Origin of the sequence: Pandoraea sp. SD6-2 (genome assembly GCF_000389825.1) — a bacterium.
Taxonomy (GTDB): Bacteria; Pseudomonadota; Gammaproteobacteria; order Burkholderiales; family Burkholderiaceae; genus Pandoraea; species Pandoraea communis.
Genome location: NZ_KB944429.1, coordinates 13606 through 36292, shown reverse-complemented (window position 1 = coordinate 36292; position 22687 = coordinate 13606). Strand labels below are relative to the sequence as shown.

The 22687-nt window shown below is 62.0% G+C and carries 19 protein-coding genes; 6 read left to right on the top strand and 13 right to left on the bottom strand.

The genetic code is table 11. The features are described 5' to 3' along the window. Positions 1 to 32: 32 nt before the first annotated feature. Together C266_RS06805 and C266_RS06800 are read right to left on the bottom strand one after the other, a co-directional pair. Complete coding sequence (locus tag C266_RS06805) at positions 33 to 605, bottom strand: UbiX family flavin prenyltransferase (RefSeq protein ID WP_010805369.1); 573 nt, start codon at positions 603 to 605, stop codon at positions 33 to 35. Continuing rightward, the gene (locus tag C266_RS06800; RefSeq protein WP_010805368.1) at positions 602 to 1948 is read right to left on the bottom strand and encodes a UbiD family decarboxylase; all 1347 of its coding nucleotides are present in this window, start codon (positions 1946 to 1948) and stop codon (positions 602 to 604) included. The genes C266_RS06805 and C266_RS06800 overlap by 4 nt, the downstream gene beginning before the upstream one ends. 293 nt (positions 1949 to 2241) lie before the next feature. Between C266_RS06800 and C266_RS06795 the strand changes: the two genes are divergently transcribed. Together C266_RS06795 and C266_RS06790 are read left to right on the top strand one after the other, a co-directional pair. Then, on the top strand, positions 2242 to 3381 hold the full coding sequence (locus tag C266_RS06795; RefSeq protein ID WP_081636194.1) for a helix-turn-helix transcriptional regulator: 1140 nt from the start codon (positions 2242 to 2244) through the stop codon (positions 3379 to 3381). 181 nt (positions 3382 to 3562) lie between these two features. Further along, entirely contained in the window at positions 3563 to 5071 is a 1509-nt protein-coding gene (locus C266_RS06790) for an aldehyde dehydrogenase family protein (protein WP_246831149.1), read from the top strand. A gap of 264 nt (positions 5072 to 5335) precedes the next feature. Here C266_RS06790 and C266_RS06785 read toward each other — a convergent pair whose 3' ends face one another. The 3 genes from C266_RS06785 to C266_RS06775 are packed head-to-tail and all read right to left on the bottom strand — an operon-like array spanning position 5336 to position 8346. Beyond that, entirely contained in the window at positions 5336 to 5647 is a 312-nt protein-coding gene (locus tag C266_RS06785) for a hypothetical protein (RefSeq protein ID WP_010805365.1), read from the bottom strand. Position 5648: 1 nt separating this feature from the next. Beyond that, positions 5649 to 7016, bottom strand: coding sequence for an acyclic terpene utilization AtuA family protein (locus tag C266_RS06780; RefSeq protein WP_010805364.1), 1368 nt, complete (start codon positions 7014 to 7016; stop codon positions 5649 to 5651). Between the two features lie 25 nt (positions 7017 to 7041). Continuing rightward, positions 7042 to 8346 carry a CitMHS family transporter gene (locus tag C266_RS06775; RefSeq protein ID WP_010805363.1) on the bottom strand — a complete coding sequence of 435 codons (1305 nt, stop codon included), beginning with the start codon at positions 8344 to 8346 and terminating at the stop codon, positions 7042 to 7044. A gap of 99 nt (positions 8347 to 8445) precedes the next feature. Between C266_RS06775 and C266_RS06770 the strand changes: the two genes are divergently transcribed. Continuing rightward, positions 8446 to 9339 (top strand): LysR family transcriptional regulator, encoded by an 894-nt coding sequence (locus C266_RS06770; protein WP_010805362.1) that lies wholly within the window; start codon positions 8446 to 8448, stop codon positions 9337 to 9339. 67 nt (positions 9340 to 9406) lie between these two features. On the opposite strand, the gene C266_RS06765 is transcribed toward C266_RS06770, so the two are convergent. Then, the gene (locus C266_RS06765; RefSeq protein WP_010805361.1) at positions 9407 to 10162 is read right to left on the bottom strand and encodes a 4'-phosphopantetheinyl transferase superfamily protein; all 756 of its coding nucleotides are present in this window, start codon (positions 10160 to 10162) and stop codon (positions 9407 to 9409) included. Positions 10163 to 10566: 404 nt separating this feature from the next. On the opposite strand from C266_RS06765, the gene C266_RS06760 reads away from it, so the two are divergent. Continuing rightward, positions 10567 to 11562, top strand: a complete 996-nt coding sequence (locus C266_RS06760) for an aldo/keto reductase (RefSeq protein WP_036661898.1) — start codon at positions 10567 to 10569, stop codon at positions 11560 to 11562. Positions 11563 to 11642: 80 nt separating this feature from the next. Here the strand turns inward: C266_RS06760 and C266_RS06755 are convergent, their stop codons facing one another. Further along, positions 11643 to 12620 carry a sigma-54-dependent Fis family transcriptional regulator gene (locus C266_RS06755; protein WP_010805359.1) on the bottom strand — a complete coding sequence of 326 codons (978 nt, stop codon included), beginning with the start codon at positions 12618 to 12620 and terminating at the stop codon, positions 11643 to 11645. Positions 12621 to 12921: 301 nt separating this feature from the next. Between C266_RS06755 and C266_RS06750 the strand changes: the two genes are divergently transcribed. After that, positions 12922 to 13836: a LysR family transcriptional regulator gene (locus C266_RS06750; protein ID WP_010805358.1), complete on the top strand. Its 915-nt coding sequence runs from the start codon at positions 12922 to 12924 to the stop codon at positions 13834 to 13836. 51 nt (positions 13837 to 13887) lie between these two features. Here the strand turns inward: C266_RS06750 and C266_RS06745 are convergent, their stop codons facing one another. The 5 genes from C266_RS06745 to C266_RS06725 all read right to left on the bottom strand — a co-directional run bounded on the left by C266_RS06745 (position 13888) and on the right by C266_RS06725 (position 21247). Next, positions 13888 to 15114, bottom strand: coding sequence for a PLP-dependent aminotransferase family protein (locus tag C266_RS06745; protein WP_010805357.1), 1227 nt, complete (start codon positions 15112 to 15114; stop codon positions 13888 to 13890). Between the two features lie 116 nt (positions 15115 to 15230). Further along, on the bottom strand, positions 15231 to 15722 hold the full coding sequence (locus C266_RS06740; protein ID WP_010805356.1) for an SRPBCC family protein: 492 nt from the start codon (positions 15720 to 15722) through the stop codon (positions 15231 to 15233). A gap of 61 nt (positions 15723 to 15783) precedes the next feature. Then, positions 15784 to 19389, bottom strand: coding sequence for an amino acid adenylation domain-containing protein (locus C266_RS06735; protein WP_010805355.1), 3606 nt, complete (start codon positions 19387 to 19389; stop codon positions 15784 to 15786). Positions 19390 to 19399: 10 nt separating this feature from the next. After that, the gene (locus C266_RS06730; RefSeq protein ID WP_010805354.1) at positions 19400 to 20323 is read right to left on the bottom strand and encodes a diiron oxygenase; all 924 of its coding nucleotides are present in this window, start codon (positions 20321 to 20323) and stop codon (positions 19400 to 19402) included. A gap of 138 nt (positions 20324 to 20461) precedes the next feature. Next, positions 20462 to 21247 carry a DUF3050 domain-containing protein gene (locus C266_RS06725; RefSeq protein WP_036661937.1) on the bottom strand — a complete coding sequence of 262 codons (786 nt, stop codon included), beginning with the start codon at positions 21245 to 21247 and terminating at the stop codon, positions 20462 to 20464. Positions 21248 to 21698: 451 nt separating this feature from the next. Between C266_RS06725 and C266_RS28370 the strand changes: the two genes are divergently transcribed. Continuing rightward, positions 21699 to 21815: an MEKHLA domain-containing protein gene (locus tag C266_RS28370; protein ID WP_144265738.1), complete on the top strand. Its 117-nt coding sequence runs from the start codon at positions 21699 to 21701 to the stop codon at positions 21813 to 21815. 48 nt (positions 21816 to 21863) lie between these two features. Here C266_RS28370 and C266_RS06720 read toward each other — a convergent pair whose 3' ends face one another. Then, a complete protein-coding gene (locus C266_RS06720) occupies positions 21864 to 22589 on the bottom strand; it encodes an ABC transporter substrate-binding protein (protein WP_010805352.1) in 726 nt (241 codons plus the stop codon). Positions 22590 to 22687: the final 98 nt, after the last annotated feature.

Genomic DNA, 22687 nt, shown 5'->3' with positions numbered 1-22687 from the left:
CCGGTTTCCAAACTAGCCGGGCGGCGTTTTTTTCAGCGGGCGAATCCGTTCCAGCGGGAGTAGGCACCTTCCGTGTTGAGACCAAACTGGTCCAGCATTCGATTGACCGTATACCCGACCATGTCCTCCACCGTTCTTGGCTTTGCGTAGAACGCCGGTAAAGGCGGCATTACCACTCCCCCCATCTGAGTGATCATCGTCATGTTCTGCAGATGCGCAAGCGTCAATGGCGTTTCGCGTGCGAGCATCAGGAGCTTGCGACGTTCTTTTAGCGTCACGTCGGCGGCGCGCGTGATCAGGTTGTCGTCGAATCCGTGGGCGACCGCCGCCAGCGTTTTCATCGAGCACGGCGCGATGGCCATGCCGTCGTGAACGAATGATCCGCTCGCGAGTGTTGCGCCTACGTCGTTGATATCGTGCATGAAGCTCGCCGCATGCTTCATGTCCGCTTTGCCGAGGTTCATCTCGTCATGCAGTGTCATCCATCCGGCACGAGAGACCACCAGGTGCGATTCGACCTCCCTCTCGCGCAGAGCGGCGAGTAGGCGTACGCCATAGATGGCGCCCGTGGCGCCCGTTATCGCAACAACGATCCGGCGTGTCATCGCGCGAGTCCATCGCCGGCCAATTGCGGCAGGTAGTCGAGCAGATCGAGCGTTGTCGTGCCGGGAATTGATTTGCGTTCGAACTCGGCTTCACGTCCCCACGGTTTCGTGGCGTCGATGGCAAGCCGTCCCCAGTGGTCCTTATGCGGGTCGCGGTAGAAGCCCGGTACGCCGGGAAGGACCAATGTGCGGGTGTCCGCCCGCCCTCGGGTGAGAAAAGCCCATATGACCTCGTCGAGGTTGTAGATATCGATGTCGTCATCGACGACGATACACAGCTTGCTGTAATCAAGGTGTGCACCCATGGCTGCCAACAGGACATGTTGTGCATGTCCGTCATATTGTTTGTCGATCTTGATGATCGTATTCATCACCGTCGGCTGGCATGACACGTCAATGACGCCCCGAACTTGCGAGGCGACCGATTTGTAGATTCGCGCGGCGGTGGCCGCTTCCAATGGCCTCAGGTCCTCGTTCGAGCCGCATATCAATCCGTGGAACACCGCGTTCTTGCGCCAGCCCACGTGAGTGACTTCAAAAACGTGGTTCTCGCCGATGTCGACGTAGTAGCCCATGAACTCACCGAACGGGCCTTCAGGGCGTCTTACGTTGGGCAGGATGCGACCTTCTATCACGATGTCTGCCGCGACGGGGACGTCGAGGCTGATCGTATGTCCGCGTCGCATGGCGATCGGCCCACCCCGCATCGCCGACGCCAGTGCGATCTCGTCGCCATCGGGGGGCAACGATACGCATGCCGCCATAAATAGTTCGGGCGCTGCGCTGATCAGAATGGCCGCTTCCAACGCTTCGCCTCGTGCTTCTGCGGCGTGCTGATAGCGAGCGAGATCATGCGAGCTACCGAGTCTGATGCGCAGCTCGGTGTCGGATATGACCATCGAGCGGTGGAACGATAGATTGGGAATGCCGGTGTTCGGGTCTTTGGCGAGGAACAGTCCGGAGGTAATGTAAGGCGCACCGTCGCGTTCGTGGTACGTGAGAATTGGAAGATCCGAGAGCTTGCCCGTTTCCCAGTCGTCGGGTTGTGTCACGAACTCGACGGACTTCTCCAGCGTTGAGGCAAGCGTGATCTCCTTGTCGAGGCGAGCGCAAAACGTTTCGTCGTCGGCGCACCGGATAATCTCGCGAAGGCGCTGGTGATCGCTATATAGATTCATCACTACCGGCAGCGCCGAGCCTCTTACCCGCTTGAATAAAACCGGCCGGTTGGTCACCGTTTGGAGGCGACGCGCCACCGCTGCGGCTTCGAAGCGCGGATCCACCTCGCGTTCGACGGTCAGGAGTTCGCCGCGTGAGTGCAGCTTGGCGAGGAAGTGTCTCATGCAAAAGCCTCAATAGCGTTATGGAAACGGTTGCTGGCGCACTGACGTGGTACTGGCAGCCATTCGTTTGAAGACAGGGATATGCCGAACCGTATTGCGCTTGTTCGAGGCACGCCTGAGATATATCGCAGGGCAGGAGAGGGGATGTTGGGGAAGTGTATGCAGAGTTAGGGATCGCGATTTTTTTAAGATTCCGGCACTCGAATTCGAGGGAATTTGGGGGGAACCAGAATATCGATCCGCCAACGGCCCCTTCTATAATCGGTGAACGTGTTACGGACTGGCAGGGACCTATGACTCACGCACAGATATCTGTTTCCACCCCCGAGGCCATTGCGTCATCGCCCTGCTCAGGGTTGTTTCGCACGGTGCTTGCCGGCACTGGATCCCGCTTGACGGAAGCGTTTCATCGGGTGCGGGCGGCCTCTGATTGTGTGGTTGCGCCTGAATTGGGGCTATATGGCCGTACCGTGCAGGTGCCAGGGGGGGCCGAGGAGGGCGCCTGGAAGATGATTAGCGTGCGAGACGAGATATTCATTGTGGTGTCGGATTGCCACTATGCTCACGCCCGCTCGGAAATGGTCCCTCCGGAGGGGTTTGTGGAGTTCCACTATCTCGTATCCGGGCCTGCGGAAGTGGATCTCAGTGAGACGGGACACGTTCATGTCAGCGCGCCGAACCTGATGATTTGCTATCAGGGCGCTGATTTGCGATATCAGGTCACGTGCGCTGCGGGTGTCTGGCGTGCGATTGGCATGTACGTGTCGCGGAAATACTTCGACAAGGTGTTGCGTTCGTTGGGAGAGGAAGCCGACGGCATTCGAGCGAAACTTGCTTCGGTGACGAGCGACCAGATCTATCACTCGCAAATGCGGTTGAGCATGGAAGCGCTCCATGTCGTGGAGCATTTGCTGGCGAGCCCCTACCACGGCGCTCGGGAGTTGATATACGTGGAGGCGAAGTGCGCCGAAATACTCTGCGCGAGTATCGGCATGTGGATTGGCAGTCTCGACGTCAGTCAGTCGGGCGAGATATTGTCGTCGCGCGATTTGCGCCTGATCGGACGCGCACGCGAGCTTATCGTGGCGGACCTGCAGAAAACCATGACCATTCCCGAATTGGCTCGTGCCGTGGGGACTAATGCTTCAAAGCTGAAGCGTGGCTTCAAGTTTCTCTACGGAGTGACGATTTTCGAATACAGCCAACGGTGCCGTATGCATGAAGCCCTCAGATTACTGGTGCAGGAGCGCTTACCGGTCGGACAGGTAGCGTTGGCGGTTGGCTATCAGCATCAGACGAGTTTCACTACCTCATTTCGCGATTTTTTCGGCTTCTCGCCCAAGGACGCTCGCCGTCTCAGTGGCGCGGAGGGCACTGCCCCCGCCCGAGAAGTTTCGGACGAAGACAACATTCCCGAGCGCCCCATTGGTTAACTCCGTTGCCACCGCAGAGAGCAGTTCAATTGACACGAAAGAGAGTACGACATTGGCGCATGAGCGTCGTGCGATCACCCTAGCGTCGGCAATGCGAAGTATTTGACTCGCGCACTTAGAAATAGGAAATCGGTCCCTTCGCCATCTCCCTTGTTTTTACCCGCTGATTGCCTTGTTACGATTGAAGGAAGGTTTGCCGTGCCGATGCCGAGAGCTTCGCGCCGAGCATGCTCCTTCTGAAATCTGTTTAAGTGAGGCGATCATGTCAGCAATGGAAGTTCGCAATCCGCGGACGGGACAATATGACTATTCTTTTAACGCTGCAACGGCTGAGGAAGTCGGCGAAATGGCCGATCGCGCTCGCGCAGCACAGCGGCAGTGGGCCGAACGCGGCCTTGAGTATCGCACGCAAATTCTGATGGCTTGGGCCGATGCGCTAAAGACGCAAGGGGCCAATATTGTGGCTGCACTGTCGGTCGATACGGCTCGCGCGCGCATCTCCGAGGAAGAACTCGACGCTGTCATTCATTTCATCCACGGGTTTTGTGAGGCTGCGCCCGAAGTGCTCGCGACGCCTTTTCGTAAGGTCGCATCGCACCCGGATGTCGTTTTCAAGGTGACTTACGTTCCCTATTCGCTCGTGGGTGTCATCAGCCCATGGAACTTCCCGTTGGTTCTCTCATTTATCGACGCGATTCCGGCGTTGGTGGCCGGTGCGGCGGTCATTATCAAACCGAGCGAAGTCACGCCGCGATTCGTCGAACCGCTTCGCAAGACAATTGAGGCCGTTCCGGGACTGAAGGACGTGCTCCAACTGGTTCAAGGCGGTGCCAGCACCGGGCAAGCTTTAGTCGCCAAGTCCGACGCGGTAGTGTTTACGGGCAGCATTCCGACCGGACGGAAGATCGCCGTCGCGGCGGCCGAAGCGTTCATTCCTGCGTTTCTGGAGCTTGGGGGCAAGGATGCTGCCGTCGTGCTCGAGGGCGCCGATGTAGAGCGCGCCGCCACCAGCATCTTGCGCTCGGCACTCTACAATTCGGGACAGGTGTGTTACGCCATCGAACGCGTCTACGCACACGCTTCACTGCACGATCGGCTGGTCGACGCGATGGTTCGCCAGGCGGCGACCCTCAAACGCAGTTTCGCGGCAGGGGATGGCGGCCATTATGGTCCGATGATTTTCGCCCGGCAGGGCGCGATCATCGATGCCCAACTCGATGATGCTGTGGCAAAAGGAGCCCGCATCGTATCGGGCGGCAAGAGTCAGACGGTCGACGGTGCCGTTTGGATCGACCCGACCATTCTCGTCGGGGCGAGTCATGAAATGACGTTGATGACCGAAGAGACCTTCGGTCCGATCGTACCGGTGATGAAATTCTCAACGGAGGACGAAGCCGAGCACCTTATGAACGATAGCCAATTCGGATTGTCCGGCGCGGTATTCGGTCCGGATTCTCATGTCGCAGGGAATTTCGCACTGAAGATGGAGGCCGGCGGGGTCAGCATCAACGACACCGAGTTGCCGCGCGTGATGATGTTCGATGGCGAAAAGATGGCGTTCAAGCAGTCGGGCATGGGGGGATCTCGCTACGGCGCGACCAGCTTGTTGCGATACGTGCGCAAACGGGCGTTGCTTGCCAATGAAGGCGCCGTTCCTCCGCTGTCGAAGTTGGAAGAGACGCCGTTGTAAGTCAAAGCGACGGCGCTTCAATGTCTCGGTTCACGGAGGGGGGCTTTTGCTACGTACGTTCTGCGATAGCCCACCCTTCGGCCTGCGCTGGGGGATTCAAGGACCGTTGACCTGCTCCCCTGAATAGACTCTGCGACGGTGTAGCCAGACAGCGCTTTTCAAACTCGGACTCCAAGGGCGTTTCGGAAAAACGAAGGCAGGTCAACATCAGCCCCCGCGATCGGTAAGACGCGAATCGTGTGTTCCCAACGCCTCGCTGGCATCTTAATTCGGTGCCACAACCTCAAGATCCAGCAACGCTGAACTCAGCGATTTGCCGTGCGCGTCCAATGCGAGCGAGCGTGTCACGCCACCCCCCAGCGCCTTGCCCAATACGAAGTTGAAAGCCGCCAGATGGGGAAGCTCGTAACGCACGACATCTCCGAGCACGACATCTGCCAGGAATGCCTTGACCCGATCAGCCGTGACTTCGACGCGAAGATGTTCGTAATGTTGTGCGTCGTAACAGATGAGCGAGACATTGAGCGTGTTGCCTTTGTCTCCCGTGCGCGAATGCGCGAGTTCTCGCAGCTTCATCTCAAATCTCCACAAGGGTGAACGCGGGTCTCGCGTGCTCGCGCGGCAACAGCACTGACTGAACCGCCAGCACTTCGCGCACCGATTTCGTCGCGCCGCCACCGCCGGCCGGGCCATTCGTGTACAACGTCTCAACTTCGTTGCCGATGCGCACGGCCTGTTCGGCGGATGTCGTACGTCCTGCCACGCGCACGCGAACCTCGTGCGGCTCTGCATTCAGTGAATCCAATGTCTTGCCGTACAGTGAATCCACGCCGATCACGTCGAAACGCAGTTCGCCTGTCTGCACGCCGGTCAAGGCAAGGCGTTCACGCACGATCTCGATAGCAAGCCGTGCGCGCGCAACCGCGCCGGGGCCGCCATAGGAGATCTGTCCTTCCCCGATGAATCCGTCGACATATCCGACGGACACCTTGAGCGTGTCCGTACGGGGCGTCCCGCGTCCCCCCGTGACTCGGACCCGGTCGGGCGCTTCCTCCGCCACGCGGACTTCAGAGAAATCGGCGACGACGTCCGGCTGAAGGTATCGCCGGGGATCGTGAATTTCGTACAGCAATTGCTCTTTGCAAGTGGCTTGCGTGACACGCCCCCCGGCTTGCGGGACTTTCGTGATGACGACCGAGCCGTCGGCCGACACTTCTCCAATCGGAAAGCCGAGCTTTGCGAGATCAGGCACGTCCTTGTAGCCGGGATCGGCGAAATAGCCGCCCGTGACCTGTCCCGCACACTCCAACAGATGCCCGACGACAGTGGCTTGACCCAGCCTGTCCCAGTCGTCCATGCGCCAGCCGAACTCGTGGATCAGCGGCGCGGCAAACAGTGAGGGGTCTGCTACGCGCCCGGTCAATACGATCTGCGCCCCCGCAGCCAATGCGTCGACGATGGCGGTTGCCCCGAGATACGCGTTCGCCGACACGATCTGCTTTCGGTAGGACGCTACGCTCTCGCCGGTTTCCTCGAACTTCGCATCGCTTTGCAGCACGACGTCGAGCACGTCGTCGCCGGTGACGGCGGCGATTTTCACGCCGCCTAGTCCTAGCTTGCGAGCGATCTCGGCCGTTTTGCGTGCTGCCGCAAGCGGATTCGCAGCGCCCATGTTCGAGACGATCCGTACGCCATTGCGCATCGCGGCCGGCAGGACGGCAGTCATCCGTGCTTCGAGCAGCGGGTCGTAGCCGGCTTGCGGGTCTTTGCGGCGTGCCTGTTGCGCGATGGCAATCGTGCGCTCGGCGAGGCATTCGAAAACCAGGTAATCGAGTGCCCCGCGCGCCGCGAGTTCGACCGCGGGTTCGATACGGTCGCCGGAATACCCGGCGCCCGCACCGATTCGAATGCGTCGCGGGGCCGGGTGGGTTGGCTTGCCTGTCATGCGGGTCGAGTCCGTTCGGTAAGGCTTAAAGAGGGAAGACGCCGAGCGCGGCGGCCGCGATCGTCATGACGATCGACGCGCCGAAGAGCAACGGAAACGTGAATTTCTGGTGATCGGCCAGATCGATGCGGCACAGACCGACCACGAGGAAGGTGGCCGGTGTGAGCGGGCTCACCGGGAAGCCCGTGGTCATTTGGCCCAGCAACGCGGCTTGACCGACTTGCACCGCCGGTACACCCAGTTGTCCGGCCACTTCGGCAATGACCGGCAGAACGCCGAAATAGAACGAATCGGGATCGAAGAGCATGCTAAGCGGCATCGACACCAACCCGAGAGCGACCGGAATGTGGCTCGCCATGCCTTGCGGCACGAAGCCCACGGCACCTTGCGCCATCGCCTTGAGCATCCCGCTGCCTTGCATCACCCCGGTGAACACACCCGCGGCGAGCAGAATGCCCGCCATCATCAACGCGGCACGCGCATGTGCGTCGATACGTTTGCGCTGCATGTCGACGTTCGGATAATTCACCATCAACGCCACGCACAGACCCACCATGAACATGATCGCGGGCGGAATCTTCTCGCCCATCACGACCATGGTGCCCAGCACGATCAGCGTGAGCACGATGTTGAACCAGAAGAGTTTCGGGCGGCGCAGCGCCTGCTCTTCCGGCGACAACTCGCGTTTCGGCATGGGGACTGCGCCACCAGCGGCGGTCAGTCCGAGACGCTTCTCTTCGCGACGCCCCAGCCAGTAAGCCATGCCGAACACGAAGACCAGTCCGATGGCCTGCACCGGAATCAGCGGATTGAACAGACTCGACACGGGCAAGTGCAGCGACGCCGAGGCCCGGATCATTGGCCCGGTCCACGGCAGGAAGTTGATGCCTGCGGCCATCGATACGGCGGCCGCGAGCACTCGACGGTCCATGCCGAGGCGATCGTAGAGCGGCAGCATTGCGGGAATCGTGACGAGGAAGCAAACCGCGCCGGAGCCGTCGAGATGGATGAGCAACGCCAGCAACGTTGTGCCTACGACGATACGTGTCGGCCGTGTACCGACCGCTTTCAGAATGCGGTCGATGATCGGATCGAGCGTGCCTGCATCGGTAATGGTGCCGAAGTAGAGGATCGCGAAGACGAACATGCCAACGACCGGCGCAAGACTCTTCAGCCCGTCGATCACGAATTTGCTCGTTTGGAAGCCAAACCCGCCGATCAACGACGCCGCAATCGGTACGATGATGAGCGCCACCAGTGGCGACATCCGTTTTGACAGAATCGCGCCGAGCAGCACGACGATGGTGGCCAGCCCCAGCAATGGCAGCATGTGCTTGTCTCCAATATTGTCTTTTAGTGCGTTGGAGCGTAAGTTCCGGGGATTGATAAATCAATTGAAATGATTTGATTGCAGTAATCAAAAAACATAATGGATCTGAATCTACGAGACATTCGCGCATTCCTTGCGGTGGCGCAGAGTGGTAGCTTTACGCGTGCCGCAAGGGGGCTGCATCTGTCGCAACCGGCGTTGACCGTACAGATTCGGCGGCTGGAGGAGACAGTCGGCGTGCGGTTATTCGATCGCAACAGCCGCAACGTGGCGTTGACCCCGGCAGGACGCGCGCTGTTGCCGTTGCTGCAAAAGTCGCTGCATGACATGGAGCATGTGCTGATCGACGCACGCGCTTTGGGCGACGGGTCGAGCGGCATGGTGCGCATCGCCTGCCTGCCAACGTTTGCGGCGAGCGTATTACCGGAGTTGATTCAGCAGATGAAGACCCGCGTGCCGCGCGCGGGCTTTCATGTACGCGACGCCGTGGCCGGGGTGGTCGACTCGCTGGTGCGCAGTGAGGAGGTCGACATCGGACTGACGGGTGGGGAGACGACTGGCGCCGAGTTCGACGTGCTGTATTCGGGCGGCGATCACCTGGTGGCGGTGCTACCTGCGCGTCACAAGCTCGCACGGCGCAAACACCTTGGCCTCGCGGATCTCGCCAGCGTGCCGTTGGTGCTGACGGCGCAGAACACCAGTGTCCGGGCGGTCGTGGACGGCGCTTTTGCGCGCGGCGGCTACACGCCGGAGATTGCGTGCGAGCCGACCTACATGATGACGGCCGTCGCCATGGTCAGGGCGGGACTCGGTGTCACGATCCTGCCAGAATCTGCCCGGGAGGTCAGGGCAGAACCGGAGTTGCTGATTCGCCCGGTGGATCATGAGGCGTTCTTGCGCCCCATCGCCTTGATCAAGAAGCGAGGGCGGACGCTACCTCCCATTACGCAAACGTTCGTGTCGATGCTGCTGGAAAGACTGGCTCCCGAATGACGGATGGGGGCAATGCCTGGGTACGTGCGGCACAGCCGTGCGTGTGCGACGTGGCGCCGGGATAGCGCTAAGGTTCGATCCGTTGGATCGCAACGATCCCGGAACTCGCCACCGTGCCGGTGACCCGCAGTCCAGGGTCGAGCCAGTCCGTCATTGCCCATACCCCGTGGGCGACACGCCGCTGCCATGCGCGAAGCGGCACCTCGCTCATGGGCAGACCGGACATGTCGACGCGGTTCATCGTGTCCAGCGTTGTCTCACCGACCTTGACGAGGCTTTCCTTGCGCGTCCACAGCCGCAACCAGGCGAGTGCGCGCGGCGATGGCGCGAAATGCGTGTGCGCGACGCTTGCGAACGCAGCCAGACGCATACGCTCGCGCTCGTTCAGTCCAGGCAAATCCGGATCGGCGGCTATCGCCTGATCCCAATGTTCGATGTCGATCCCAATGGGGGCGATCGCACACGCTGCCGCCACGGTGCCACGGGTGTGACTCAGGCTGACGTGCAGTCCGGGGTGCGCCGGCAAATGCGGGCGCCCGTGGGCACCGCCACAGCGTTCGCAGCGCTGCATGAGCCCATAGGTGCGGGCTTCCGGGCCCGGGATGTCCGAGGTGCCGATGACGCGCGCAGCAGCAACACGCGCCAGGATGTGCGCCGCAACATAATCCTCCCGATCGGCCGGTCGGGAAAACGCGTCGGCGCGCTTCCATTCCTCCGTGCTCAGATGGGCGGTCCACTGCCCGAATCTTGTCAGTACTCCACGAGATTCGCCATACAGCGCAAGCCCCGTCCCCGTCAGTCCAACGTTATTGGCGTGCGTCATGGTGAGTCGTGCGCCTGGCTCGGCACGGCGTCATAGGAATAAAAGGAATCCAAGCAATTTAAGTGCCACCGCCATAAGACGGCGAGAGACGCGACGACGAGATCGCGGACAGGTGTCGCAGCGTGCGACAGGTGTCGCAACTTCATACACCTGTCGATCGCCACACGTTGTGATCTGACCAGCGGCGGGGCGATGCGAAGGCGGCGCGGCAGACGATCCCCTTCGTCGTGACATCGTGCAGGCACGCGGCGCGGGCGAGCTTGCCGCAGCGGAAGAAAGGGAGGTGAGCGCCAAACCGAAAATGAATCGAGGGCATTGGTTCGAAACTTGCATCGTTACTGCGAAGTGTCGGCCGGCATTTTCCGCTGGCGGACACGCCTTTCACACCACAGAGGAGCGGCTTGATGCGAACACGACGATTGGGAACGCAAGGGCTGGAAGTCCCCGCGCTGGGATTGGGCTGCATGGGGATGAGTTACGCCTACGGGCCGTCCGACGATGCGGAGTCGGTTCGCGTATTGGAACGGGCACTGGCATTGGGATGCAATTTCTTCGATACGGCAGAGGTCTACGGACCGTTCGAAAACGAGCGCTTGCTCGGGCGCGTGCTGAAGGGCCGCCGCGACAAGGCGATCATTGCGACAAAGTTCGGATTCCGTCTCGAAAACGGCACGGTTACCGGCGCGAATAGCCGGCCGTCGCATATTCGCGAGGTGGTCGACGCCAGCCTCGCGCGGCTCGGTACCGACTACATCGATCTGCTCTACCAGCACCGCGTCGATCCCGACGTGCCGATCGAAGACGTGGCAGGCACCGTCGGCGATCTCGTCAAGGCGGGCAAAGTGCGTTATTTCGGACTGTCCGAAGCTGGCGAGCGCACGATCCGGCGTGCTCACGCCGTGCATCCCGTGAGCGTGCTGCAAAGCGAATACTCGTTGTGGCACCGCGACATAGAAGCGGCGATCCTGCCGTGCCTGCGCGAACTTGGTGTGGGACTCGTGCCGTTCGCGCCGCTCGGTCGCGGCTTCCTGACGGGCACGGCGCGTCGCGCCGAGGCGTTCCCCGAAGGCGACTCGCGCCGGACGTCGGATCCGCGTGTGCAAGGCGAGAATTTCGACGCGAACATGCGCCTCGCCAACACCCTGGCCGTCTACGCCGGTAAAGCGCGTGTGACGCCCGCGCAATTGGCGCTCGTCTGGCTGCTATGGCGTGGCGACGATATCGTGCCAATTCCCGGAACGCGTCGCATCAGCCGTCTGGAGGAGAACCTCGGGGCTGCCGATGCCCACGTCGAGCATGAGATTCTGGAAGCACTCGACGCGCACTTTGCCGCAGGCTCGACAACCGGCCCGCGCTACAAGGAGTCGGCGATGATGGCGTTGCTTGCGGATCGCACATAAGCGTTACGGCAAGCGGATGCAGACGGACCGAAGCCCGTTCGCATCCGCCATCCGCCGTTCGTGCGACAAGTGCCGGGCGATCAGCGCTGCGGTCCGCGCAGGACGTCGCTACCCATGTCGCGCACATGGGGAATATGCAGTTCGCGCAGCTTGCGATAAAGCGACGTTCGGCAGATGCCCAGTTCGCGCGATGCGGCCGAAATGTTCCACCGGCGCGACGAGAGCACGCGGATGATGATCTCGCGCTCGCCGTGGGCGATGGGTGAGAGCGAATCGAGCGGCGCTGCCGCTACGGCCACCGGCATGGGCGCGATGGCGGTCGCGGCCGACGTGGCGCTGTGCACCAGATTCGCGGGCAGGTCGCGCAACCGGATCGTATCGTCGGACTTGACGGCGCAGGCGTACTGGACGGCGGCGCGCATCTGACGCAGGTTTCCAGGCCAGGCGTAGGTCAGCAGTAACTCGCGCGTTTCGCTGTCGAGCGAGTCGAGGGTCGCATTACCTTGGGACTCCGTAATGAACATGCTGTTGAGCAACCAGGCGCGATCCTGTCGTAGTCGTAGCGGGGGAAGATTCACGATCCCCACGGCAATCCGGTAGTAAAGGTCTTCGCGAAACGATCCCGCCTGCACGCGCGCTTCGAGGTTCTGGTGCGTCGCACAAATGAGTTGCAGATCGACGGCGACGGGATGTGTCGCGCCGATGGGCGTGACTTCCCGCTCGGACAATACCCGAAGAAGACGCGTTTGCTGGGCCGCCGGCATGTCGCCGATTTCGTCGAGAAAGAGTGTGCCGCCGTCGGCCTGTTCGACCTTGCCCTTCATGCCGGAATTCAGCGCGCCCGAGAACGCGCCACGTCGATAGCCGAACAGCTCGCTTTCGATGAGATTCTCCGGAATCGAGCTGCAGTTGACCGAGATCATGCTGGCGCGTCTGCGCGTGCTGTAGTCATGCAATGCTCTTGAGAGGTATTCCTTGCCAGTGCCGGTTTCTCCAAGAATCAGGATGGGAAGTTGACGATCGATGAGCATGCGGGCGCGGGAGAGGGTGGCCAACATGACGGGGTCGTCACCGCAGAGTTGGTTGAGGGATGGACGTAAGGAGGACTGAAAGTTTGCGTTTGAACGGTCCAGCGGATCGTGGGCGTACATAGCGTCTCTCATTGACTTTATAGGATTGGGCGAGCGCTGCGTTTGGCTGCGCAATATCGCATGATCGCGATTGCCGTGTCTGGGGGTGCTCCATAAAGCAAGAGCAAGGATAGTTCGATTCGTCTGAGGTCTCCAATACCATATGATGCGACGACTGATACTAGTTCGCTATGAATAGAAACCGATGTTCTCTAAAGGGGCTGGCTCCATGGAACTGAGGCAACTTCGCTATTTCGTAGTACTGGCTGAAACGCTCCACTTCGGGCGCGCAGCGAATCTCCTGCATATTTCGCAGCCTCCGCTGTCGCGTCAGATCGCGATGCTTGAAGAGGAGTTGGGTGTCGTACTGTTCGAGCGAACGCAGCGCAGCGTTCGACTCACCGCTGCGGGGCAGCGCTTCAATCGAGATGCACGCTCAGTGCTGGCCACGCTCGATCAGGCGCGCTCCCACGCCCGCGCAGCGGAGGTGGGGGAGACAGGCGTGCTTTGCGCAGGCTTCATGTTCGCTGTGGCTTGCAGTGTGCTGCCCGTGCTCACGCGAGCTTTCGCGGCCGCCTTCCCGCATATCGAAGTGAAACTCAAGGAGACGATTCCCACCGACCTTGCGGACCAACTACGTTGCGGCAGGCTCGACGTGGGCATCATGTATTCGTCCGACGCCACCGGCGAGCTATGTACCGAGACCATTTTTCGCGAGCCGCTCGTCGCGGCGCTGCCCGCCGGCCACCGGCTGGCAGCGCGATCCGCGATCTCGATCGGCGAACTTCGGGACGATCCGTTCATCATTTCGCCACGCGACGCCTCGCCGTTCATCCACAACACGATTACCGATCACTGTCGTCAGGCCGGATTCCTGCCAAGAGTCCGGCTCGAGACGAATTTCCAGCAAACCATCGTCAACCTTGTCGGACAACGCCTCGGCGTGGCGCTTGTACACAGCTCCATGCGCAGTACGCGCGCGGAGAATGTGCTGTTCGTGCCGCTGCTGCACGCCCCGCATATCGATGTCGCGCTCGTGTGGAATGCGGCATCGAGCAATCCCTGCGTGCCTCGCTTCGTGCAGACGGCGCAACACATCGGACTGTTCGAGTCGTTGGCGGCAGGGATACAGGCGTGCGCATAGCGTTCAACATGGCGCTCGCCACGATGCTCGCTACGCGCACGGCTACCGGTCTCAGGAGACGGCGAGGCAGGGCGCCGTCTTGCGAAGGCGTGCCTTGATGGCTTGCGCCAGGCGGGCCACACCCGTCTCGATCTGGACGGGGGTGGCGGTCGTAAACGTCAGGCGCATCGTGTTGGCTTTCGGTGTTAGCGCATGAAATGACGCGCCGGGGATAAACGCTACGCCGCAGGCAAGCGCGTCCTCGAACAGCGTGGCGCTGTCGATCGCCGGCGGCAAGGTAACCCACAGGAACATGCCTCCGGCGGGGCGCGTCCATGCCACGCCGTCTGGCATGTGTTCGGCCAGACACTTGAGCATGAGAGCACACTGCGCGCGATAGCGCAGGCGCACTGCTTCGAGATGGACATCGTATTGACCGTCGGTCAGCAGGGCGTGTGCGATCCGCTGCGTGATGCCGGTCGTGTGCAGGTCGCTGGCCTGCTTGGCTTGCAGCAACTTGATCATGAGTTCTTCGGGGGCGACGAGGTAGCCCACCCGCAGGCCCGGCGCGATGACCTTCGAGAACGAGCCGATGTGGACTACATCGTCAGGGGCCATCGAGAGCAGCGACGCGGGCGTGACACCGCTGTAGACGAGTTCGCCGTATGGGTCGTCTTCGACGAGCAGCAGGCCGTGGCGTTTTGCCCGGGAGAGCAGTGCAATCCGGCGATCCAGCGGCAGCGTGCGGCCCGTGGGGTTCTGGAAGTTCGGCTGGACGTACAGCAGCCGGGCGTCGCGCATCGACGCCTCTTCGAGGCATTCCGGGATGAGACCGCCGGCATCGGACGGGGCTTCTTCAAAGACAGGTTCGTACTGCGCCAGCGCCTGAACCGCGCCGAGATACGTGGGCGTTTCGATCAGCACGCGGCTGCCGGGGTCGATGAGCACGCGCGCAACGAGATCAAGCGCCTGCTGCGATCCCGTGGTGACGAGCACCTGCGCCGGACTCACCGTGGCGCCGCTGCGCGACAGACGTGCCGCGATGGCTTCGCGCAGTGGGGTGTAGCCCTCCGACGGACCGTATTGCAGCGCACCGGTGGCGTCGCGTTGCAGAATCTGGCCGACTGCGGCGCTAAGCCGCTCGACAGGCAGCGCGTAGGGAGAGGGAAGGCCGCCGGCGAACGAGATGATGTCCGGCCTTTCGGCCACCTTGAGCAGCTCGCGCAACGAAGAGGGCGTCATGCGTTGTGCGCGCGCGGCGAGTTGCCAGCGTCCGGCGGGCGGGATGTGTCTGTCCATGGGGCGGTCCCTGACGAAGCGAACAGGAGAGGGACGCCTCGTTCCCGAAGCGGGGGGCGAGGGAACGAGGCGGTGAACGACCAAAGGCGCGAAGGCCCGATGCGGCGAAATTCCGCTCAGTCGTTGAACATCTTGCGAAGGTTGTCCATCGCCATCTTCAGGAAGCCGACCGCGAAGTCGTCGAACGCTGGCTGATCCTTCGGATTGCCGGAGCGCGCTTCGCCGACGATGCGGTAGGTTGCGGTACAGGCTTTGTCGCCGCGGGGCACGACTTCCATGGATGCCCACATGTTGCCGATGTCGAACGTGGTGTAGATCAGCGTCCAGCTCATGGTCATGCCGGCATCGTCGCGGGTGTTGAGTTGCTCCACGACCAGGTCGCCGCCCGTGAAATGCTTGTGGCGCAGTGAGCGAGGGCCGGTGGCGGTGCCCGTCATCTGGATGTACTCGAGACCGGTCACGAAGCGGTTGTAACCATCGAAACGGCCGACCACATCCCATACCTTGCGCGCAGGAGCGTTCAGTTCCGCGACACCGGCATGCACGGTGGTCGTCAGGTTGTGGATCAGCGTGTCGGGTTGCAGTTCGGTGCGGGTTTTTTGCAGCATGATGAACTCCTTGGTAAATGAAGGGACTGCACGAAAACAGCAAAGTTGCGATGCATGACGATCACGCCACTGACGCCGTGTCCGTCTCGCATTCAGTACGCCGTGCGCCGTTGCCGGCGGGCGCGGGCAAGAAACCGCTCTCGATCAGATAGCCAAAGTGACTGGCGAGCAGCCGGCCATCCTTGCGCGGGTAAGCCACGCCCAGTTTTGCGAGTGCGCCGGCAGTGCGTTGACAGGCAATGCGCGACATATCGCCGATGTCTTCCTGACTGTCGTCGAGGTAGAACGCCACGACGTCGTACAACGCGTTGCTTTCGTCGATCGACGTCAACCGTTGACGCCAGTCCGCCGGCTCCTCAAGCGCCAGTGCGTAGCCGCACTGCGCCAGCGCGCCGAGGTAGTCTTCCCACGTCAGCGGTTGCGGGTTCTGGAGGTGGAAGACTCGCAGTTCGCGCTGCGCATCGGTGGTGCAGCGAACCATGGCACGGGCCAGAAAATCGACCGGGGCAAAGTCGAATTCGGTGTCGCCCGCAGGCGCGGCGCCGAGTTGGAGCGAGCCTTTGACAAGCAGAAGCACCCGGTTCCGTGTTGGCTGGCAAAGGCCCGTGTCGGCAACACCGGTGATGTTGCCCGGTCGGAGGATCGTCGCGTCCACGCCGCGCTCGGCGGCTTCCCACACCAGATGTTCGGCCACCCATTTGGTCACGTTGTAGCCGTTGTTGACGAACGCGGGCGCGTTGCGTGCCGGCCCCTGCTCGAGCACATGGCCGGTCTCGTCCATCGCACTCGCGGCGGACAACGTCGAGACGAAGTGCAGCGACTTGTTGCGGAACTCGCAGGCCAGTCGCAGCAGTTCGAGTGTTGCGCCGACGTTGGCGTCGTAGAGATACGGATAGTCGTAGACGTGGTTGACGTGCGCGCCGTTGTGATAGATCGCGTCGATGTCGCGTGCCAGCGTGCGCCATGCGGCGGGCGCGAGGCCGAGTCGCGGCTTGGCGAGATCGCCGAGAATCACCTTCAGGCGGGGGTGCCCGGCGAGCGCACCGAGACCGTTCGCCTGCAACGCCTGGGCAAGCCGGGCTTCGCCTTCGTGCTGGCTGGCGGCGCGCACCATGCAATGCACGACAGCGGAGGTCTGGGCAATCAGCTCGGCGGCGATGAACGTGCCGAGGAAGCCGTTCGCACCGGTGAGCAGGATCGCGCGAGCCCCGTCGGGCGCCGGACGCAGTCCATCGACCGGACGGATGTCGTCGGGCAGTGCCATGTCGTCGAACACGCGTTGCGGAATCCGCCCCCCCTTGTCGACATCGTCGTTCGCCAGCAATGAGGCAAGCGCGGCAATGGTGGGTTGCTCCATGAACCGCGCAAGCGGGGCGTTGCCGCTGAACTCCTTCTTCACGGCGAGCATCAGCTTCGAGACAAGCAACGAGTGGCCGCCGAGATTGAAGAACGAATCGTCCTTACCGATTTCGAAAGGCTCCAGGTCGAGAAGCCGTGCCCAGAGTGCGCGCAATTGCGTCTGTGTTTCGGTGAGCGGTGTGTCTTGCGTCTGCGAGTCGAGGGGGCCCGAGCGTCGATCGGGAATGCGTGCCAGCGCACCGCGGTCGATCTTGCCGTTGTTGGTGGCCGGCAAGGCGTCGAGCATCACGATCTCGTAGGGCACCATGTAGTCGGGCAGGCGGGCGAGGAGCGTGGTGCGAAGCCCATCGCCGTTCGCATGGCCATCGAGCGGTCTGGCGACAAAGCACCGGATGCGCTTCCGATCGTCCACCACACACGCGCATTGACCGAACATTCCCGTCGCCAGTGCCGCCTGCTCGATTTCACCGAGTTCGACGCGGAAGCCGCGAATCTTGACCTGCGCATCGCGTCGGCCGACGAAGTGCAACAGGCCGTTTTCGTCCCATTGCACGACATCGCCCGTGCGATACAGCCTCTCGTTATGTGCCGATGGCCACTGGCCGTTCGTTTCGGCGTATGGATTCGGCACAAAGACGCGCTCGGTCAGATCGGGGCGATACAGATAGCCATCGGCCACACCGGCGCCAGCGACGCACAGCTCGCCTGGCTCGCCGGTACGCGCAGGCTCCCCGGCGTCGTTGAGCACGTAGCAGCGAACATTGGCGATCGGTCGCCCGATCAGGCGATTGCTGTCACCCGTTTGCAGGCGCGCAATGGTGACCAAAACCGTGCATTCCGCCGGGCCGAAAATATTGTGGAATTCCCGCCCCTGACTCCAGCGCGCGATGGTCTCCGGAAAACAGACGTCGCCCCCCGTGAGCAGATGGCGCAGGGCAGGCCAACCGGCGTCGGGCATGACGCCCAGCAACGCGGGAGGCAGGAAGGCGTGCGTGAGCGCCTCGCGCTCGATGAGATCGCTCAACTCGTCGAGCGCGTGCCGCTGCGCTTCGGTCGGAATGACGAGTGTGGCCCCGGACAGGAACGTCGGGAAGATGTCGAGCAGCGAGACATCGAACGCTACCGTGCAGAACTGCAGCACACGCGAACGCTCGCTCAGATGAACGTAGTCGCGGTACCAGTGGCAGAAGTGCACGATGTTGCGGTGCGTGAGCATGACGCCTTTGGGCGTACCGGTCGAGCCGGAAGTGAAGATTGTGATCGCACAACGGCTTTGACGATCCGCGTAGCGTTCCACCGGCCAGGCCGTCGCGTCGATATCCACGCCGTTCGCATCGATCGAGCGCAGGCGGACGACGTCGATGTTCAGTTCCGAGAGTGCGCTCGCATCGAAGTCGTCGTCGGTGATGAGGCAGGTGGCACGGCTTTGCTCAAGGATCTGCCGCACGCGATCGGGCGGGAACGATGGATCGAGGGGGGCATACGCGGCGCCGGCGCCGATAACACCGAGGATGGCCGTGTAAAGCAGGCGAGACTTGGGCAAGCGAACGGCAATGACGCGCGGTGTCTGGTCGCCGGATTCGGCCGGGGCAGCCATCGCTGCTGCGAGTTGCGCGGCCAGTTTCATCGAGGCGCCCACGAACGTGCGGTAGTCGACGTCACCCTGCGCATCGCGCAGTGCGATGGCCGATGGCGTTGCCACGGCACGGCGCGACACCATCTCGGGCAGCGACGGTTCGAGCGATACCGGTCGCTGCGTTTCGTTGCTGGCGTGCCATCCGGACAGGCGATGGAGGTCGAGCGTCACGCCGCCCGGTGAGGGCGTTGCCGGCGCGCGCGTACTCAGCATTTGAGGGGTCAATATGTCGCGCCCGAGCTGACTGACGATAGTCACGAGCAGGGCTTCCGCTTCCCCCTCGATCTGGGCGGCAAGATCGGCGCCGCAAACCGGTCTGCCGAATTCGCTCGTGCTGGAGGCAACATCGACGACGCCGACAGGGCCCTGCCATTGCCAGGACAGTTCGGCGCTGGCCGGCGGGAATGCCGGGGCGCAGGCAGAAAACGCCAATATCTGGTCTGGGCGGCAAGCGAAGCGCGGATCGGCGTCGCCGCATTCGACAAGCCACTCGGCCTTGAGCGGGGCAGCGTGCGCGTTCGGCAAGGTCCCTCCGAGCTGCGTGGCCATCGCACCCAGCGGCCCGGAGGCGTCGCAAAGCGGCGTCACGTTGTGGCCCATATCGTGCAGGGCCGCGAATACGCGAGCACCCAGGCGGTTGTTGCCGGCGACGGCGAAGGAAATCGCTCTCATGGCACGTTCCTCACAGGTATTGTGCGATGGCGGCGCGTGTCGGCTCGTGATCGAGCAACCCCGCCATCTTCAGGAATTTGCGAATGTTCACGATCATCGGATGCTGATTCGTGATCGGATACGCGCCCACCATGTCGTTGGCGATCTGGTCGCGCGTGGCAGAGGGAAGATCGAGCGTGCCGACAAGGCGCCGGTCGAATTCCAGTTGCAGCTCGTTGGTCAGATATTCGCGCAGGAAGAAAGGCAGGCCGCGACCGAGTTCGATGCGTGCCGTCTCGTCGATCTCGCGCCAATACAGCTTGACAAGATTGATCCAAAACACCGAGTGCCGGCCTTCATCGGCGAGGTGATCGGCCATCACCCCCTTCACCGAGCGCTTGAGCGTGGTGTCGCGCGAGAACGCAGCGACTTCTGCCGTGACGGTGTTTTCCGAGATCGCAACGCCAAGGAGTTCCATGCCTGCCGCATATTGCGGCGGTACGTATTCCATCGCACGAGGGATGGCACGCGAGAGTTCGATTTCACGGTTCTGCTCGATGGGGCCGATACCTGTGCTGCGCTCGACCTGATCGAGATAGTCCATCGCCACGTAGGCGTGGTAGTTCTCGTCGATCACGACCGACATGGCGTCGCTGCGGCAGGCGAACGGAAATTCGAACGGGAAACGCGATTTGGCGATGGCGAGCGCCGTGCGGTTGACGATTTCCGTCTCGAAGATGATGACGTCGTTGATGTACTTGTAAAAGCTCTGCAACAGGATGTAATCCTGCACTTCCCGGCCTGCGTCGACGACGGCCGGATGCGCGTAAAGCGGCTGGCGCTCGACAGGGTAGTAGCTCAGGTCATCGTCTTCGACGATGCGGCGCGGACGGGAACGAATGGTCGCGCGTTGCTCCCATTGTTCAGCGTGGCTGACGTAACTGTGCAATGACATGGCGTTGCCTCGGAGTAAGGTGCCGGGTAGATCGATGAGGGCGCCGCAAGAGGCGCCTGAAGCGGCGCCGTCAGGGGCGCAGATATCGCGGGGAAGTGTGGCGGGACCTGCACGTGAGACGGTGCGACCCGCCGGGCTTCAGGCGGCGACGGCTTCTTTCTGCGTTGCCACGATGTGTTCGTGAAGTCCGTCCCAGAGGCGCAAGCGCTCGTCGATCGCACGCAGTCCGGCCTCCAGCGCTTCGGCAAGCAGGCGTTCGTCGTTGCGTGCAGACTCGGCAATCATTGCGCGCGCGGCCGGGCCGTGTTCGCCGGAGTCGACTTCGATGTGGCGATCGAGATAGAACGTGAGCAGCGGTACGCTTTTCGGATCGATTTTCCATCCGTCGAGCAGCGTGCGGAACATGTCGGGAATCACGTTCTCGCGGCCATAGAAGAAGTTGCCGAGCACCTGATGCGTGGCGCCTTCGTAGCAGGTGGCGAACGTCGAGTTGACGAAACGCACCACCGGCGGCGGGGCTTCGACAGCGACGAGTGCAGCGCTCACGCTATGGCCTTTGACGAGCAGGTCGATGAGCTTCTCGATCTGCCGCGTGTCGGCGCCGACATCGCGCATGGCGGCGAGGTAAAGATCGAAATGACTCATCGGGCCTTGCGGCGTCTCGTCGCATTCTTCGCCGAGAACGATCTCGTTGATCAGACGCGCGGCATGAATGTTGCGCGGCGCGATCCACGGCAGCGTGATGGTCGTCAGATCTGCCTGAAGCCGCTTGACCAGCGACATGAAGTCCCAGACAGCGAAGACGTGCCACTCCATGAACGTCTGCAAGCCCTGCATCGATTCGATGGAATGGAACACCGGATGGTTTGCCAGCGTCGCGTGATGTTCGTTGATCTGCCGTTCGAGATGTTCGATCTTGTCCACGATATGCATCCTTGAGGTAGTGATGTTGAGTTCAACCTTGGCGAGGGGAGTGCGGCGCGACTTGCTCGTCGTCGCCTGCAGACATCAGCAAATTCGGTGCCAACATCTCGAATCGCAAGTATTCAGAGGATCGAGCGATGTTTGACGCGATTTCGCAGGGGGGACGCGGCGTGACACCTGTACAACTTGTGGACAGGTGTGCGCGCGGGTGTCGCGGGAATTTGCCTGGCGCCGATGGCTGCGTTCGGCTTTGCGCCGCCCAAGATCGCGTTGATCCCGGTGTTCACGGTATGGCTGGGGATGGCGACCCCATCGATGAGGTCATGTGGCAGAACGCAGGTCTCATAGAGAGGAGGCGGCGGTCTTGCCATCGATCGGCGAGCAGGCGATGCGGATGCGGGGCGCAATGCCGGAGTTTGTGGGCGTCCTCTGATCCCGGAGGACGTGCTGGCTGCCGAGGCGCTCGAGTGGCTTCGAGTGGCTTTACGAGCGAGCGCCGTTAGCCATGCTTGCGCACAACGACGCTGCCGATCCCGTTTTCATGTGCGCGAACAAGGCCGCGCAGTGACGTTTGGGATACGACTGGGCCGAGTCCCGGACGCGCGATATCTGAGGCTCAGGGCGCGACCGCTGCGCCCGAAATATGATGGCGACGCAAGGCGTCGGCCACGAATCCCGACGCCTTCATGGCGTCGACGAATGCCGCGAGAAACGCATCGGCTTGCGTGCCACGGCCGATCGCCAGCCCCATCGCCTGACGAATCACCATGAAGCGCTCGTCCAGGAGCCGGTAGCCGGCCGTGCCGGCAATTTCGGCCTCAAGCTGCTGCTTCACGCCCGCTGCGACTTCGTAACCGCCATCGAGGAACATCTTCACGACGGCCGGCGACGTCGGTGCCCGCACGATCTCCGCGTGTTGCAATTCACGTGTGAGGAAGAGGTCGTACGCGCTGCCTTTGCCGACCACGACGCGCGTACCGGCCTGGTCGACGTCTGCGTTGGTCTTCACCGCCGATGCTTCCGGCACCAGGTAGTACCCTTCAATCAGCACATACGGCGCTGTGAAGGTAATGGTCGCGGCACGTCGCGGGTCTACGGCGAAAAAACCGACGTCGGCGTCGCCGGCCGACACGACGTCGACCGATTTCCCCGCGGCATCGACCGTGATGAGTTCGAGCGGCACCCCCAGCCGCTGCGCCAGCGCCGTCGCCAGATCGACCGAGATGCCGCAGGGTTTGGACTGCGCGTCCAGCCCGGCGAGGATGGGGTTACCCAGATTGATACAGGCACGCAGCACGCCGGTCGGCGCGATGGCGGCAACGAGAGAAGGATCGAGTGTCATGGCAATGAGAACCGGTCGTGTCGTGCCGCAGCGCGGCGGGGGAAGTCAGGACTCAGGGTCGGGCAATCGGGGCCATCTTATCGATGGTGTTGCGTGCG